The organism is Kitasatospora sp. NPDC001159 (assembly GCF_053598235.1).
This window is the reverse complement of sequence record NZ_JBSFJV010000021.1, coordinates 1-14,906: the sequence shown is the minus strand read 5'-3', so window position 1 is coordinate 14,906 and position 14,906 is coordinate 1. Positions and strand designations below refer to the sequence as shown.

The following is a 14,906-nucleotide window of genomic DNA, read 5'->3' as shown; positions in this document are numbered from 1 at the left end:
GTGAGCTGTCGATCCGCGGACGTCAGCGGTCGACCAGCGAGGTGGCCAGCTCCCGCAGCCCGTCGGCGAGCCGCTGCCCCTCGCCCCGCTCCATCAGCCGCAGGATCGGGTCGCTCTGCAGGGAGCCGAGCAGGAGGTGGCCGAGCAGTTCGGCGTCCAGGTCAGGGCGCTGTTCGGCGATTAGCGCGCTCAGGTGGCCGTGCCAGGACCGGTAGACCGGGTGGTCGCCGGGCGGGCCCTGGTCGGGCGGCCTCGGGGCGGTGGCAGCGGCGTGGCCGAGCGCGGCCAGCAGGCTCTTGTTCCGGGCGACGACGGCGACCATCGCGTCCAGGAAGGCGAGCATCCGCACCCGGGGCGGGGCGCCGGGCCCGAGCGGCGGCGGCCCGCTGCGCAGGGCTTCGTCCAGGTCGAGCGCCCGCTCCTGCATCAGCGCGAGCATCAGGCCCATCCGGCTGCCGAAGCGGTGGAAGACCGTCCCCTTGCCCACCCCGGCGGCGGCCGCGACCTGTTCCATCGAGATCTGCTCGGGCCGGTGGCCGGCGAGCAGTTCCTCGGTGGCCCGCAGGATCGCGCGCCGGTTGCGGATCGCGTCGGCGCGTTCGCGTCGGCCCTCGGCCATGGGCTGCCCCTCGTCGTCTCGTACCCGTGGATCGTACCCGTGGACAACTGGACCAGCGGTCCAGTACGGTCCCCGGTGGAAGCTGACCGCCGGTCCAGTTAATCCCGGGCCGGCCCCGACCAGGGAGGCACCATGCGACGAGTCCGGTACCACCGGTACGGCGGCCCCGAGGTCCTGACGGAGGAGGAGGCCGACACCCCGACCCCGGGGCACGGCCAGGTCCTGCTGCGCACGGAGGCGATCGGGGCGAACTTCGTGGACACCAGGTTCCGGCGCGGGGCGCCCGCCGGATCGGTCTTCCACCGGCCGCTGCCGGGCATCCTGACCGGCGATGTCGTCGGCACCGTCGAGGCGGTCGGCCCCGGCACGGGCGAGGAGCTGCTCGGACGGCGGGTCGCGGCGCTGGCCGAGGACGCCTTCGCCGAGTTCGTCCTCGCCGACGCCGCCTGGCTGGCCCCGATCCCCGACGGGCTCGACCTCGGTGCGGCCAGCATGCTGCCGATGGGCGCCCCGGTGGCGCTCGGCGCACTGCGCACCGGCCGCGTCGCCCCCGGCGAGACCGTGCTGGTCCACGCCGCCGCCGGCGGGATCGGCCACCTGGCCGTCCAGCTCGCCAAGGTGCTCGGCGCGGGCACCGTGATCGCCACCGCCGGCTCGGCGGCCAAACTCGACTTCGTCCGGAAACTCGGCGCGGACGTCGCCGTCGACTACGCCGCCCCCGACTGGCCCGAGCAGGTGCGCGCGGCCGCGTGCAGGGCGTGGACGTCGTCCTGGACTCGGTCGGCGGTCAGATCCTGCAACGCAGCTTCGAGGTGCTGGCCCCGCTCGGCCGGGTGGTGGTGTACGGCGCAGCCGACGGCGAGCCGGGCAGCGTGCCGGTGCTGCGGCTGTTCGGCCTCCACGCGGTGACCGGCTTCTCGCTGCTCGCCTGGCGCGCGGCCCGACCGGAACTCGCCCGCCGGGACATCGAGGAGTCCGCCGAGCACTTCGCGTCCGGCCGGGTGCGCACCGCGGTGCACACCCGCCTCCCGCTCGCCGAGGCGGTCACCGCCCACCGGCTGCTGGAGGAGCGCTCGCAGCTCGGCCGTATCCTCCTGCTGCCCTGACCCGAACGGCGCCGGGGCTGCCCTGACCCCGCGCCGAACGCCCGTACGGGCCCGCGGCAACAGCTCTCCTCACCGGCCGGCGGGTTCGGCGGCGAGCGTGCCGAGCAGGCTCAGCGCCTCCTCGGCACGGCTCCCGGGCGCGGCCGTGTAGACCACCAGCAGCTGGTGCGCGGCGCCCGGGGCGCGGAACCGCCGCCTCGGCGCTGATCGCACCGGGCGCCCTGCTGCTGCTCACCGTGCACGGCGACGCCTCCTGGGCAGCGCTGACGGTTCCGCTGCTGCCCTTCGGGGCCGGGATGGGGCTGGCGTTCACCCGGGCCGACGTGAGGCGCTCGCGGCCGGGTTCACCGGGGCCCTGCACGTCCTGGGGGGTCGTCCTCGCCGTGCTGTCCGCGGCGGGGGCGGTGCTCACCCACCGGGCGCTGCGGGAGGCGGCCCACCGGTGAGCAGGTGGTCCGCCCGGCCCCGGGGCGTGTCCTGCGGATCTTTGCCGGGGGCTCGGACCGGCCGGCCCTGGTGGTGGGGTCGTTGGGCCCTGGCCGGGGGCCCGGACCGGCCGCGATCCTGGTCGCCGGTCGCGCCGAAGGGACGCGGCGGACGGCAGCGAAAGGGCCTGGGCGATGGGCGAGTTGGTCACGGTGGGAGCGTTCGAGGGCGGGCTGGCGGGTGAGGCGCTGGCCGAGGCCCGGGCGCGGGTCGCGGCGGCCGCGGCGCTCGCCTCCGGGGCCGGGACGCTGGTGGAGTCGCTCCGGGTCAGGCTGGCCGGTGGGGCCGGTGGGGTGCTGGCGCAGGTGAACGCCGAGGTGGACGGGCGGCGGATCCGGGTGCAGCAGGCGGCGGCCGGGCTGGGCGACTCGCTCGACCGGGTGGCCGACTCCCTGCGCGGCAGGATCCGGGCCGTCACCAGTGCCTGGGCACCGCGCCCGTGGTCGGCGCAGACGCCCCCCACTCCCCCGGTGCCGCCCACGGGCGGTCGCCGGATCGTCCGGCGCAAGCAGCCCTCGCTGGTGTGGTGCTCGCCCGAGGCGGCGGCCCGGACGATGGACGCGATGGACTACGACATCCACCTGTTCACCGACCCGGCGACCGAGACCGACGCCGTGGTCTACCGGGTCGGGCCGACCGGCTACCGGCTGGCCCGGACGCTCCCGGCCGGTCCGTTCGGCCGCCGCACCGCGCCGATCACCCTCAGCCCGCACGGCGCGCCGCTGCTGACCGAGCAGCAGGCGGTCGACCGGCTGGAGGCCGCCGAGCTGCCGTTCCTGTTCTTCGCCCACCCCGTCGGCGGCCGGGGCCGGGTGCTCTACCGGCGCTTCGACGGCCAGCTGGGTCTGATCGCGGGCCGGGTCTGAGCCACGCGTGCCCCACCGGGCGGGATCCCGGTGGGGCACGGCGTCGGATCTGTTGCCGTCACATGTTGATCATGTGACCAGCCAGGCCGTGGATGGCCTCCTTGACCGCCTCGCCCAGGGTCGGGTGGGCGTGCACGTTGCGGGCGACCTCGTGGACGGTGAGGTCCCACTGCTGGGCCAGGGTCAGCTCGGGCAGCAGCTCGGTGACCTCGGGGCCGATCAGGTGGGCGCCGAGCAGCTCGCCGTGCTTGTTGTCGCTGATGACCTTGACGAAGCCGATCGGGTGGCCGAGGCCGTGCGCCTTGCCGTTCGCGGTGAACGGGAACTTGGCGACCTTGACGTCGTAGCCCAGCTCGCGGGCCTGCGCCTCGGTGTAGCCGAAGGAGGCGATCTGCGGCTGGCAGTAGGTGGCGCGCGGGATCATGGCGAAGTCGACCTCCATGGTCTCCGCCCCGCCGATGGTCTCGGCGGCGATCACGGCCATGGTCTCGGCGGCGTGTGCCAGCATCAGCTTGGCGGTGACGTCGCCGATCGCGAAGATGTGGTCGACGCTGGTTCGGCCGCGGCCGTCCACCGCGATGGCGTTGCGGTCGGTCAGCTTGACCCCGGTGTTCTCCAGGCCGTAGCCGTTGACCCGCGGCGCGAAGCCGATCGCCTGGAGCACCTTGTCGGCCTCCAGCACCTGCTGCTGACCGTCCTTGGTGACGGTGACGCGGACCTTGGCGTTCGGGTCACTGTCGTCGATCGACTCGACCCGGGTGGAGGTGAGCACCTCGATGCCCAGCTTGCGGTACTGCTTGGCGAGTTCGGTGGAGACCTCGACGTCCTCCAGCGGGACCACGCGGTCCAGGAACTCGACGATGGTGACCTTCACGCCGTAGTTGTGCAGCACGTAGGCGAACTCGACGCCGATCGCGCCGGCGCCCGCGATGACGATGCTCTCCGGCAGTTGCTCGGTGAGGATCTGCTCCTCGTAGGTGACCACGCGGTCGCTCAGGCTGGTGCCGGGCAGCAGGCGGGTGGTGGCGCCGGCCGCGATGATGCAGTGGTCGAAGGTGACGACGTCGAAGCCGCCGCCGCTGAGCGCGACCTGCAGGGTGTGGTCGTCGACGAAGGTGCCCCAGCCGTCGTACTCGGTGATGCCGTTCTTCTTCATCAGGTAGTGGACGCCCTTGACCCGGCCGTCGGCCACCGAGCGGCTGCGGCGGAAGGCCTCGCCGAAGTCGAAGGTCACCTGGCCCTCGACCTTGATGCCGAAGGTCTTGGCCTCCTTGGTGAAGATGTGGGCCAACTCGGCGTTGCGCAGCAGGGCCTTGGAGGGGATGCAACCGACGTTGAGGCAGACGCCGCCCCAGTACTTGGCCTCGATGACCGCGACCTTCAGGCCCAGCTGGGCCGAGCGGACGGCGGCGGTGTAGCCGCCGGGGCCCGCGCCGAGGACGACGACGTCGTAGTGCGTGCTCATGTTGCTGACTCCTCCGAGGGTGTCACGGTGTCGTGATCTCGGTCCCATGGTGTCAGGACCGGGCTCGGCGCACCCACCGGGTCTCGGCGGATGCGCTCCGCGCGGCACCGTACAGGGCGCGGGCCCGGATTGTCAGTGGTGTCCGCTACGGTGGCTCGCACTCGGCCCCACCAGGGGCGATGTCGGAGGGGAGGCTCCGGATGGACGGTATGCGCACGGCAGGCGGGTGGGCCCGCCGCCCGAGGACGGCAGCGGGCCCACCCTGGCGTCAGGCGGTCACCTCGTGGGCGCCGGCCCCTCCGCCGGAACCACTTTCCGTACCACTCATACCCGCGCCGGCCGCGGTCTGAGCGCCCGGGCGCCGGGCCGGTACGGGCCGCTGCAGCGAGGAGAGGTCCCAGGCGTAGGTGCCGACGGCGTGGGCGATCACGCCGATGTTGACGTCGAAGGCGTCCATGTCGATGTTGTCCAGGTCGTCGCAGGCCTTGTGGTAGCAGACGTCGAAGGCGGTGCCCGCCGTGCCACCGTAACGGGCCTGCTGCTCCGGGGACTTGATCACCTCGGCGCCGGTGTCGGTGCCGCCGGCCGGGATGCCCGCGTCGATGAACGGTCCGTAGTCGGAGCGGCCGTTGAAGGCGGAGGGGTCGTGTGGCAGCTCGCGGCCGTCCAGGTACTCGGTCAGGTCCCGCTCGATCTGCGCCGAGCCCTCGGGGCCGGCGCCGCCGCCGGCACTGCCGGAGCCGTTGTAGACGAACTGCGCGTAGTTGGGGGAAGCGATCATGTCGAAGTTGAGGTAGAGCCGGATCCTCTTCCGATCCGCCTCGGCGAGTGACCTCACGTACGCCTCGGAGCCCCGGAGGCCGAACTCCTCGGCGGACCACCAGGCGAACCTGACCTTGTTCTTCACCGGACGGACGCCGAGGTGCTTGGCGACCTCCAGGATGCCGGCCGAGCCGGAGCCGTTGTCGTTGATGCCGGGCCCGGCCGGGACGGAGTCCAGGTGAGCGCCGATCATCACGGTGTTCCCCGGGTCGCCGCCGCGGGTCTCGGCGATGACGTTCCAGGTCTTGCGCGGCTCCATGACGGTGCGGAGGTCGAGCTTGATGCGCACCGGCCCGGCGGCGGCCTTCGCGGCAAGCGCCTCCCCGGCGGCCTTGGTGATCCCGCCAGTCGGGACCTTCCCGGCGCTCGGCTCACCCAGGGTCCCGTTGAGGTCGCCGTCGGCGTTGTTGTAGATGATCGCGCCGACGCCACCGGCCGCCGCGGCGGCGGCCTGCTTCTCGGCGAAGCCGCACCCGCCGCGCCGGATCAGCGCGATCCGGCCGGTGACGGCGCCGGCCGGGTAGTCGGCGGGTGCGCAGCCGGTGGTGGCGCTGACCGGTGCCACGGCCAGGTCGGCGGTCAGACCCGCCTCCGGGCCGCTCACCGAGTACGTCATGGCGATCACCGGCACCGACTCCGCCTGCGGGGACACCACGTCCAGGCGCTCCGAACGTGCCTCGAAGAACGTGTACTCGAACTCCTGCCTGGACACCTTGAGCCCGGCCCGCCACGCCTGCTCGTAGATGTACCGCGCGGACTCGTCGTGCCCCTTCGAACCGGCGGCTCTGGTACCCCCGTTGCGGTCAGCGAAGCGTTGCAGCGCGGCCAGCGTCTCGTGCGCGTCCTCGGCGCTGCTGGCCTCGACCAGGCGCTCGGCGAGCTTCGCGCCCCGGCGCGCCGGGTCCGCGTCGGCGTTCGCGCTGCCGGTGCCGACCAGCAGCATCGGGGTGACGAGGGCGGCGACGGTCAGCACGGCGCCCGCGCGGCTCCGGTGACGGACGGTGCGCGGGCGCGGTATCGGGGTGGCGTGGTCGAACGGGGCGGAACGGTCGAACGGGGAGGTCTGACGATGGCTGCGCAGTTGCAAGGCGACTCCTTCCGACGGTCCGTGAACTCACGATTTGACAGGACCGGAACCGCCTTGCCAAGCCCGCCGCGCGGCCGCGACATGCGGAGGACGGCATCCGCGGTGATCCTGGAGGTGGGGGCCTCTCATCCAGGAGGGTGACCGCATGTCCATGTTGGATAAGCTCAAGAGCCTGCTGAAGGGGCACGAGGAGCAGGCCGAGAAGGGCGTCGACAAGGCGGGCGACACCGTCGACGAGCACACCCGGGGCAAGTACAGCGACCAGGTCGACGCAACCCAGGAGCACGTCAAGGACCAGTTCCGCGACCAACCGCCGCAGTAGCGCGCGGCGTCAGTGCCGGTCGGCCGGGCCGGGCGTCGGCGTCATCGAACCGCCACCCCGGTCCGGCCGCTGTTCCGGTTCCCCGTCGGCCTCCCCGCCCGCGCCGCAGTTCTCGCACGGCCCCGGGCCGGGCCGCTCGCGCAGCCGCCCGCACTCCGGGCACACCCGGTCCAGCCAACAGGCCGACTCGCCGCCTTCGTCCATGCCCCGATTCTGCCCGGAGCAGCGCCGGGAGCGCGAGTAGACACTGTCTACAGCCGACTGGTAGACAGTGTCCATGACTGATCAGGACAGGGACCTGCGCGCCCGACTGGTGGCCGCGGGCGTCGAACTGGTGGCCCGGGACGGCGTCAACGCGCTCGGCCTGCGCGAGATCGCCCGCCACGCCGGGGTCTCGCACGGAGCGCCGCGCCGCTACTTCCCCACCCACCGCGAGTTGCTCGCCGCCATCGCCCGGCACGGCTTCGGCAAGCTCACCGACGCCCTGGCAGGCGCCGACGCCCTCACCGCCAGCACCGGCGCCGGCGCGCGCACCCGCCTCGCCGCCCTGGCCCGCACCTACCTCGCTTTCGCGGCGGCCAATCCCGGCATGTTCGAGCTGATGTTCCGTCACGACCTCCTGGAGGGCAGCGCCGCCGAGCTGCGCCGCACCACCCTGCCGCTGTTCCTGACCTTCGCCGGCCTGGTCGCCGAGGTCCACCCCCAGTGCGACGATCCGACCGCCACCACCGCCGCTCTCTGGGCCAACCTGCACGGCCTCGCCCAGCTGCGCGCCTGGGGCAGCCTGCGGCTGGTCGCCGGCGGTGACGACATCGACCCGCTGCTGCGCGCCGCCCTGGACGCCCACCTCGGCCCGGCCACCCGGTGACGCAGTCCACGCCCGCCCGCAGAAGGTCGGCGAGCCCGGCGACCCTCCGGCCCGGCTACGGCGATCGGGCCCGTTGCGTCGCAACCCCGCTTCCGGCGCCGGTGCAACCACCTGGTCGGTGTGCGGGGTCATGTCGGATGTGAACTCCGACGCAACGCAGCACGAGCCCCGGCGGAGCGACGACCTCGCGACGGGCCCGCTCCGCTGGCAGGACGAGCCGGAGAACCTCCGCTCCGACACCGAGTTCACCCGGATCTCCCTGGCCGCCGGAACAGCGGTCTACCGCGCCAGCCGCACCGGCGTCCACGCCCTCGGCGCCGTGCCCGCGGCCTCCCGGCTGGGTCCCGGTGATCGGCGGCCGGCGGGTAGCGCCGGCCGCGGCGATCGTGCCGGCGGCCCTCGGCGGGCTGGTGCTGACCGGCGTACTGGTCGAGTGGTCGCTCGGGATCCTCGGCATCATCCCCGGCCTGCACTACCCCAACGACTCGTGGCGGGTACTGGCAGTGTGCTGCCAGGCCCTGATGGTCCTGTGGGGTCCGCTGCTGCTGGCCGTCACCTACGCCTACTGGGTGCGGCGCTGCCGCTGAGCTCGCACCGGCGGCTGTGCACGAGACTCGTCGAGCTCGTTGCGGCGGGCACCGACCTGCCGTCGTGAGGACGGCGCCGCGGCGCTCGCGGGACGAACGCGGAGCCTGCTCTCGCAGGTGGCTCATCGCGGCTACAACCCCGCGGAGTCCGGGAGCCCGCGAACAGAGGAGGCCAGCAGGTCAGGCGTCCTGGTGCCCTTGATCTGCCGGAGGCAGAGCTTCTCCCAGTCCTCTTCCATCACGTGGTGACAGGGACGTGGTGGATGCTCCCGTCGTGCCGATCAACCAGGTAGGGGCCGCTGCCAACAAGGTTGTCGCGCCGATAGCGGGTACGGGCACACCTCGCCGCATCCCAGAAGACGAGCCGGCCGACCTTACGCTCCTCCACGCGCTGGACGGCCGACTCCGGAACCGGCCTCGCCCACGCCAGCCGTTCTCCGGCCAGCAGGGACTCGACACGCTCGACGGCACTGCCCCTGGAGATCGCCGGCCCGCCGATGTCACGTTCCCCCGCGCTGCCCTGTCCACCTGACAGGTGCGGCCGTTCCGCACCACCGCGAGCACGGAGCGAAGGGAGCACCGCCATGAAGGCTGTCATCGTGTGCGTCTCGGTTTCCCACGGCAACACCAGGAGGATCGCCGAGGCCATGGGCCGGGCCCTGGCCGCCCCGGTGGTCGAACCCGAACAGCTGGATCCGGCCGAACTCGCCGCCTACGACCTGGTGGGCTTCGGCTCCGGGATCTTCACCGGGACGGTCCACCCGAGGCTGCGCAGCTTCGTCCGCTCGATCCCGCCGGCGACACCCCGCCGGGCGTTCGTCTTCGCCACCAGCGGACTGCCCGCCCCCCGGTTCCGGCCCTCCACCCGCCCCCTGGTGCGACTCCTCGAACCGAAGGGCTTCGAGGTGGTCGACACCTTCACGGCGCGAGGGTACGACACCTGGCTCCCGTTCAGGCTCGTCGGCGGCATCAACCGGCACCGGCCGGACGCCGGCGATCTGGCGGCGGCCCGGGTGTTCGCCGAAGGACTGCGGCCCCGGCCCGGCACGGCGTCCTGACCTGGCCGGGCCGGTCACTCGACGGGTTGGAGGGCCCGCGTCTGACACACCGTCGTCGGCGCGGACCGGCGGCGGGTAAAAACCAGCATCAGGGCGAGCTGCGTCACCGCCCCGACCGCCTGGCCCAGCCACACGCCGTTCACCCCCAGCGGTCCCGACAGCCCGGCTGACGAGGCGAGTTGGGCGCCGAGGCCGAGCAGCACCGAGGCCACCAGCGGCCGCCCGGCGCCGGTCGCCTGGTGGACGCCGCCGAGGGCGACCACCAGGGCGTACGGCAGCAGGTAGAGCGCCGCCATGCGCAGGAAGCCGACGGACTGGGCGGCCACCGCCTGGTCGTCGGTGAAGAGCGAGGTCAGCGGACCGGCCAAGGAGGCGGACAGCACCGCCGCCCCCGCGCCGAGCAGCGCGGCGAAACGGACGGTGGCACGCCGGAGCGCGCCCAGGGCGGCGCGGGCACCGGCGCCCGCGAGGTGCGCGGCGCGGAGCGCGGCGGCCTGGCGCACGGCGTAGAAGGCCATGGTGACGACCAGCAGCAGCCGGTAGCCGATCCCGTACCCGGCCACCGCCGCCACGCCGAAGCCCGCCACCAGGCCGAGCTGGGCCGTACCGACCGCCATCCGGGCGGAGAAGTCCAGGCCGAAGGGCGCACCGGCACGGACGATCCGGAGCGCCGCCGAGCCGACGCCCCAAGCCGCCCCGCCCGTGCGCGGACGCAGGCGCAGTGTGACGGCGAAGGCCACCGCCCGGGAGGCCGCCAGTGCCAGAGCCGCACCGGTGACGCCGAGGGCGGGCAGCGGGCCGGGGCCGAGGATGAGCAGCGGGTCGAGCACCAGCAGCAGGGCGTTGGAGAGCAGGGCGATCCGCATCGGGGTGCGGGTGTCGCCGGCGCCCTTGAAGAGTTCGTCGGCGACGCGCTGGGCGAAGAAGAGGGCGAAGGCCGGGAAGGCGACGGTGAGGTACTCGCCGGCCCGGGCGGCGGCCTCACCGTCCAGGAAGGCGGCGGCGAGCCGGTCGCGCAGCAGGAAGCCTGGCACGCCGAGGGCGACGCCGCCGACGGCGCAGAGGCGCCAGGCGGCACGGGTGGTGCGGGCGGCCTCGTCATGGTCGCCGGCGCCGAGGGCGTGGGAGAGCCGGACGCTGGTGCCGGAGGCGACCACCAGGACGAGTCCGAGCAGCAGGTTCTCGACAGTGCCGGCCAGGGTGACGGCGGCGACGGCGGTGCCGCCCAGGCAGGCCACCCAGAGGGTGCCGATCACCGAGGCGATCACCCCGGACAGCAGTTCGACGTAGACCGGTCCGGCCAGTGCGGCTAGTTGGGACGGTTGGGACGGTTGCCCACGCATGCTTCCCCCTGTTCCGTCGCCCACGCCGACGCGGGGCGACGCCCCCGACGACATCGACGACATCAGTGACATTTACTGCATCGATTCGAGCTATACCGAAACAGAGATACATCGAAACGATCTATCTCTGCAAGAGGTATCATGACCGATCCACGGGGCGCACTCCGACGAAAGGGCCTCAACCGTGCTGACCCTCGCGATACTCGGCTTCCTGTACGACCAGCCGCTGCACGGCTACGAGCTCAAGTCCCGGATCACCGGCCTGACCGGCCACGTCCGGCCGGTCAGCGACGGCGCGCTCTACCCCGCCATCACCCGGCTGGAGAAGGCCGGGTTGCTCAACCGCCGCACCGAGCCGGGCAGCGGGGCGGCGCCGCGTCAGACCCTGGAACTGACCGAGGAGGGCCGGGTCGAGCTGCTGCGCCGACTGGCCGACCCGGAGCAGGCCGAGATCACCGACCAGGTGCGCTTCTTCACGCTCGCCGCCTTCCTGCACCATCTGGCCGACCCGCCCCGCCAGGCCGCCGTCCTGCGCCGCCGCCTGGCCTTCCTGGAGGCGCCGAGCAGCTTCTTCTACGACCGGGACGGCGGCCCGGTCACCGCCGAGCGCGAGTCGAACCCGTTCCGGCGTGGCATGCTGCTGGTCGCCCGGGCCTCCGGCGCCGCCGAGCGGGCCTGGCTGACCGGAACCATTGCCGAGCTGGAGCGTTAGGTGTTCCGTCCGGTGAGGTCAGGGCCTCCCCCACAGATCTTTGCCGGGCCCCACGGCCTGTCGGCGCACCCGGCCGAACAGCAGGACGACGGAGCGGAATTAGGCCTCTCCATAGCTGGCCCCACCCGACCCCCGCGTCGCTATGATGACCTGTCTCACGACCTCGGCGCCCCTCCGCGGCGTGATCCACCACCGCGCTCCGCGCGTCTCCTGGAGGCAGCCGTGCCCAGTCAAGTGACCGCAGCCGTCCCTCCCGTCCCGCTGAGGCTGGACGACATCCCCGGTTGGTTCTTCGGTCTGGACCGGGCCGCCTTCGCGCACCTGCTCTCCCGCCAGAGCGAGGCCGGGGTCAAGGGCGACATCCTGGAGCTCGGCAGCTACCTCGGCCGCAGCGCCGTACTGCTCGGCGACCACCTGCGGACCGGCGAGCGGCTGACCGTCTGCGACCTGTTCGACTCCGAGGCGGGCGATGCCGACAACGCCGCCGAGATGGCGATGTCCTACCGGAAAACGCTCACCCGCAGCGCCTTCGAGTCCAACTACCTGGCCTTCCACGCCGAGTTGCCCGAGATCGTCCAGGCGCCCACCTCGGTGCTGGCCGACGGCCGGATCCCGGCCGGCAGCTGCCGGTTCGTCCACGTGGACGCCTCCCACCTGTACGAGCACGTCGCCGGGGACATCGCGGTGGCCAAGGCCGCACTCGCCGAGGACTGCCTGGTCGCGCTGGACGACTACCGTTCCGAGCACACCCCGGGCGTCTCGGCGGCGGTCTGGGAAGCGGTCTTCACCGGCGGCCTGCGCCCGGTGCTGCTCACCCCGATGAAGTTCTACGGCACCTGGGGCGACGCCGCGGCCGCCCGGCAGGTCCTGCTGGAGCGCGACTGGCAGGCCGAGGGCTACACCGTTGACGAGGACACCATCGCCGGACAGCGCGTGCTGCGGCTCAACTACCGGGTCAAGACGCCCGCGTCCGTCCAGCGCTCCACCCCGCGCCGGCTGGCGCTGGACCTGCTGCCCCCGGTCGCCACCCGGGCGACCCGCCGGGTGCTGCGGACGCTGCGCGAGCGCCGCACCGTCCGGCCGACGCCGAACGCCTGAGCCCCAGCGGGCAGGCCCCGGCTCGGGCGCATTCGGCTCGGGCACGAGGACGTAGGCGGGCACCGAGCCGAGCAGCCGACCGCGGCAGCCGCGAGCAGCACCCGGTCCAGCCCCTAGAAGGGCGCGGCACCGCCCTGCTGGAACAGCACTCCGAAGGCCGCGACCCCGAGGGTCTGCCCCAGCTGACGGAAGGTGGTCATGGCCCCGGCGGCCACGCCCGCCCGTTCCGGGGGCAGTGCCGCGAACACGGCGGCGCCCATGGCCGGGCCCATCAGGCCCACGCCGACGCCGGTCAGCACCAGGCCGCTCAACCGGCAGCTCCGGCCGCCCGGCCAGCTCCACCACCGCCCCGTACGGGCGGTCGCCCTCCCGCAGGACTCCGGCCACCAGGTCGACCAGCCCGTCCAGCGCCTCGCCGGTGAGGGCGGGGTGGGCGGGATGGGCGGCGACCAGCTGGAGCAGGCAGTTGTCGTTCCAGGTGGTGTTGCGCCGGACGGACAGCGAGACCAGCAGGTCGGTGGGCGCGGCGGCGTTGCGGGCGATCTCGTGCCAGACGAACGGGTAATCGCCCCGGCCAGTTGGCGCAGGACGTCCGGTTCGAGGTCCGCTGGGGCCTGTCTTCGAGCTCCCGTCGTCCGCCCCGCAGGCGCGAGTTTGAAGACAGGCCCCAGAGCCAGGCTCCGGTAGTCCCCGGGGTGGTGCAGGTGCTTGAGCGCCTCGACGTCGTCCATCCCGCGGTTCCCCCCCCCCCCCCCCCGAGTCGTCCATGTCGGCGCGCCGGGCTAGCAGCCGGGCGCACCGCCGGGAACCACTTGCCTGAATTCGCCCGGTCTTGGCCGAGTCCCGATCGATACGGCTGTTGCGATGCCCGCCCGATGATCGAATCCGCTCAGCCCAGCGCCCGCACCTCCGCCAGCACATCCAGCCCGAGCCCCGGATCCGCGTCCTCGGGCAGGTTGACGGACAGCCGGGTGACCAGCCCCGCGTAGCGGCGGTGGATCTCCCGCGCGACCTCCTCCACCGAGCCGGACACCGCGAAGGCGTCGAAGACCTCGTCGTCGATCAGCGCGGCCATCTCCGCCCAGCGCCCGCGCACCGAGTGGGTGTGCAGTTCCTCCTGCAGCGCCTCCCAGCCGTGCTGCGCCAGCACCGGACGGTACGCGGGGGTCGACGCGTAGAACGCGAGCCGCTCGCGCACCGCGGCCCGGTTCGCGGTCAGCTCCTCCTCGGTGCGGCCGGTGGCGGTGAGTACATTGCCGACGACCTCGAACGGCCGCTGCGTCCACCCGGCACCCTCGGCCTCGGCTCGCTGGCGCTCCTCGGTCAGCCCGGGCAGCACCTGCTCGGACAGGTAGGCGGTCGAGGAGAACGGGTGGCTGAGGAAGCCGTCGGCCACCGCCCCGGCGGTGCGGGTCATCAGCGGCCCGACGCCCGCGAGCAGGATCCGCGGCACCCCGGCCGGGATCGGGTCCGGCGAGAACACCGGCGTCATCACCGTGTGGGTGTAGAACTCGCCCCGGAAGCACAGCCGTTCACCGGTCTGCCAGCTGTGCCAGATCGCCCGCACCGCCTGCACGTACTCGCGCATCCGGGCGGCCGGACGGTCCCAGGGCATCCCGAAGCGCTTCTCGATGTGCGGCTTGACCTGCGACCCCAACCCGATGACGGCCCGTCCGCCGGAGGCCGCGTGCAGGCCCCACGCCTGGTAGGCCAGCGTCATCGGGGTACGGGCGAAGGCCACCGCGATGCCGGTGGCCAGTTCGATCGACTCGGTGCGGTCGGCGGCCCGGGCGAGCTGGAGGAACGGGTCGTACGCCGTCTCGGCGACCACCAGCCGGTCCATGCCCCGGCGTTCGGCCTGCTCGGCGGCGTCGAGGATGCCCGCCGGGTGCCCGGAGGCGGTGGCGTCGAGGCGGAGGGGGGCGGGTCGGTCCATGGTGGTGCTCCTGGTCGCGGGCTGCGGTGCTACCGGCTAGCCTGCCACGCCGTCAACGCCGCTCCGTGCCACCCCGACCGCGAACAGCCGGTCCAGGTGCCGGTCGACGGCGGTGAGCGCGGCAGCCGGCTCGACCACGTTCAGCTCCAGCAGCGTGGTGAACCCGGTGAGCGCGAGCAGCAGGTCCGTCTCCACCACCGGGTCGCAGTCCGCCGCGATCAGGCCGTCGGCGATCGCCTGCCGGACCACCTGCTCCACCATGGCCCGCCCGCGCAGCAGGGCGGCCCGCGCCCGCGCTCGGACCTCCTCGTCGTGCAACGCCTCCAGCACGTAGGCGGCGCTCATCCGGCTGGTCGCCCGCGCGTCGGCGTGCAGCGGCAGCAGCTCGACCAGCATGGCCCGCAGCACCCGGCGCGGGTGCGGGCGCTCGCCGAGCCCGGCGAGCGCCCGGCCGACCCGCAGCGCGCTCTGCTCCCCGGCCAGGTACAAAGCGGAGGCAGAACGGAAGGGGGTCGGGTGGGGGACGAGGGT

Annotated in this window: 20 protein-coding genes; 10 read left to right on the top strand and 10 right to left on the bottom strand. The window is 73.4% G+C overall.

Annotation, left to right across the window (positions count from 1 at the left end; translation table 11 throughout):
• Window positions 1-22 precede the first annotated feature (22 nt).
• Entirely contained in the window at window positions 23-619 is a 597-nt protein-coding gene (locus tag ACWC9T_RS13695) for a TetR/AcrR family transcriptional regulator (RefSeq protein ID WP_449821224.1), read from the bottom strand.
• 132 nt (window positions 620-751) lie between these two features.
• Here ACWC9T_RS13695 and ACWC9T_RS13690 point away from each other — a divergent pair, with 132 nt between their 5' ends.
• The gene (locus ACWC9T_RS13690) at window positions 752-1,528 is read left to right on the top strand and encodes a quinone oxidoreductase family protein (RefSeq protein ID WP_449821223.1); all 777 of its coding nucleotides are present in this window, start codon (window positions 752-754) and stop codon (window positions 1,526-1,528) included.
• The gene (locus ACWC9T_RS13685; protein ID WP_449821299.1) at window positions 1,411-1,725 is read left to right on the top strand and encodes a zinc-binding dehydrogenase; all 315 of its coding nucleotides are present in this window, start codon (window positions 1,411-1,413) and stop codon (window positions 1,723-1,725) included. Before ACWC9T_RS13690 ends, ACWC9T_RS13685 begins: the two co-directional genes overlap by 118 nt.
• 69 nt (window positions 1,726-1,794) lie before the next feature.
• Here ACWC9T_RS13685 and ACWC9T_RS13680 read toward each other — a convergent pair whose 3' ends face one another.
• On the bottom strand, window positions 1,795-1,938 hold the full coding sequence (locus ACWC9T_RS13680; protein WP_449821222.1) for a hypothetical protein: 144 nt from the start codon (window positions 1,936-1,938) through the stop codon (window positions 1,795-1,797).
• Window positions 1,939-1,961: 23 nt separating this feature from the next.
• On the opposite strand from ACWC9T_RS13680, the gene ACWC9T_RS13675 reads away from it, so the two are divergent.
• Together ACWC9T_RS13675 and ACWC9T_RS13670 are read left to right on the top strand one after the other, a co-directional pair.
• Window positions 1,962-2,171: a hypothetical protein gene (locus ACWC9T_RS13675; protein WP_449821221.1), complete on the top strand. Its 210-nt coding sequence runs from the start codon at window positions 1,962-1,964 to the stop codon at window positions 2,169-2,171.
• 174 nt (window positions 2,172-2,345) lie between these two features.
• Window positions 2,346-3,077 carry a sigma 54 modulation/S30EA ribosomal C-terminal domain-containing protein gene (locus ACWC9T_RS13670; protein WP_449821220.1) on the top strand — a complete coding sequence of 244 codons (732 nt, stop codon included), beginning with the start codon at window positions 2,346-2,348 and terminating at the stop codon, window positions 3,075-3,077.
• 58 nt (window positions 3,078-3,135) lie between these two features.
• On the opposite strand, the gene lpdA is transcribed toward ACWC9T_RS13670, so the two are convergent.
• Both lpdA and ACWC9T_RS13660 read right to left on the bottom strand, forming a co-directional pair.
• Entirely contained in the window at window positions 3,136-4,542 is a 1,407-nt protein-coding gene (lpdA, locus tag ACWC9T_RS13665) for a dihydrolipoyl dehydrogenase (protein WP_449821219.1), read from the bottom strand.
• A 268-nt stretch (window positions 4,543-4,810) separates the two neighbouring features.
• Entirely contained in the window at window positions 4,811-6,307 is a 1,497-nt protein-coding gene (locus ACWC9T_RS13660; RefSeq protein WP_449821298.1) for a M28 family peptidase, read from the bottom strand.
• Window positions 6,308-6,596: 289 nt separating this feature from the next.
• On the opposite strand from ACWC9T_RS13660, the gene ACWC9T_RS13655 reads away from it, so the two are divergent.
• Entirely contained in the window at window positions 6,597-6,773 is a 177-nt protein-coding gene (locus ACWC9T_RS13655) for an antitoxin (protein ID WP_449821218.1), read from the top strand.
• A 9-nt stretch (window positions 6,774-6,782) separates the two neighbouring features.
• On the opposite strand, the gene ACWC9T_RS13650 is transcribed toward ACWC9T_RS13655, so the two are convergent.
• A complete protein-coding gene (locus tag ACWC9T_RS13650) occupies window positions 6,783-6,977 on the bottom strand; it encodes a hypothetical protein (RefSeq protein WP_449821217.1) in 195 nt (64 codons plus the stop codon).
• A 73-nt stretch (window positions 6,978-7,050) separates the two neighbouring features.
• On the opposite strand from ACWC9T_RS13650, the gene ACWC9T_RS13645 reads away from it, so the two are divergent.
• Together ACWC9T_RS13645 and ACWC9T_RS13640 are read left to right on the top strand one after the other, a co-directional pair.
• Window positions 7,051-7,641: a TetR/AcrR family transcriptional regulator gene (locus ACWC9T_RS13645; protein WP_449821216.1), complete on the top strand. Its 591-nt coding sequence runs from the start codon at window positions 7,051-7,053 to the stop codon at window positions 7,639-7,641.
• 347 nt (window positions 7,642-7,988) lie between these two features.
• Complete coding sequence (locus ACWC9T_RS13640) at window positions 7,989-8,228, top strand: hypothetical protein (RefSeq protein WP_449821215.1); 240 nt, start codon at window positions 7,989-7,991, stop codon at window positions 8,226-8,228.
• A gap of 238 nt (window positions 8,229-8,466) precedes the next feature.
• On the opposite strand, the gene ACWC9T_RS13635 is transcribed toward ACWC9T_RS13640, so the two are convergent.
• Window positions 8,467-8,814: a YrhB domain-containing protein gene (locus ACWC9T_RS13635; RefSeq protein ID WP_449821297.1), complete on the bottom strand. Its 348-nt coding sequence runs from the start codon at window positions 8,812-8,814 to the stop codon at window positions 8,467-8,469.
• Between ACWC9T_RS13635 and ACWC9T_RS13630 the strand changes: the two genes are divergently transcribed.
• Window positions 8,813-9,286: a flavodoxin family protein gene (locus ACWC9T_RS13630; RefSeq protein WP_449821214.1), complete on the top strand. Its 474-nt coding sequence runs from the start codon at window positions 8,813-8,815 to the stop codon at window positions 9,284-9,286. The two genes, ACWC9T_RS13635 and ACWC9T_RS13630, sit on opposite strands and share 2 nt — an antisense overlap.
• 14 nt (window positions 9,287-9,300) lie before the next feature.
• Here the strand turns inward: ACWC9T_RS13630 and ACWC9T_RS13625 are convergent, their stop codons facing one another.
• Window positions 9,301-10,629, bottom strand: coding sequence for an MATE family efflux transporter (locus tag ACWC9T_RS13625; RefSeq protein ID WP_449821213.1), 1,329 nt, complete (start codon window positions 10,627-10,629; stop codon window positions 9,301-9,303).
• Window positions 10,630-10,813: 184 nt separating this feature from the next.
• Here ACWC9T_RS13625 and ACWC9T_RS13620 point away from each other — a divergent pair, with 184 nt between their 5' ends.
• Together ACWC9T_RS13620 and ACWC9T_RS13615 are read left to right on the top strand one after the other, a co-directional pair.
• Entirely contained in the window at window positions 10,814-11,341 is a 528-nt protein-coding gene (locus ACWC9T_RS13620; protein ID WP_449821212.1) for a PadR family transcriptional regulator, read from the top strand.
• Between the two features lie 222 nt (window positions 11,342-11,563).
• Window positions 11,564-12,439, top strand: a complete 876-nt coding sequence (locus ACWC9T_RS13615; protein ID WP_449821211.1) for a class I SAM-dependent methyltransferase — start codon at window positions 11,564-11,566, stop codon at window positions 12,437-12,439.
• 113 nt (window positions 12,440-12,552) lie between these two features.
• Here the strand turns inward: ACWC9T_RS13615 and ACWC9T_RS13610 are convergent, their stop codons facing one another.
• From ACWC9T_RS13610 to ACWC9T_RS13600, 3 genes are all read right to left on the bottom strand, one after another.
• Window positions 12,553-12,750, bottom strand: coding sequence for a hypothetical protein (locus tag ACWC9T_RS13610; RefSeq protein WP_449821210.1), 198 nt, complete (start codon window positions 12,748-12,750; stop codon window positions 12,553-12,555).
• Window positions 12,751-13,328: 578 nt separating this feature from the next.
• Window positions 13,329-14,375, bottom strand: a complete 1,047-nt coding sequence (locus ACWC9T_RS13605; protein WP_449821209.1) for a TIGR03617 family F420-dependent LLM class oxidoreductase — start codon at window positions 14,373-14,375, stop codon at window positions 13,329-13,331.
• A gap of 36 nt (window positions 14,376-14,411) precedes the next feature.
• The coding region (locus tag ACWC9T_RS13600) for a TetR family transcriptional regulator C-terminal domain-containing protein (protein ID WP_449821208.1) at window positions 14,412-14,906 on the bottom strand (495 nt) is incomplete at its 5' end.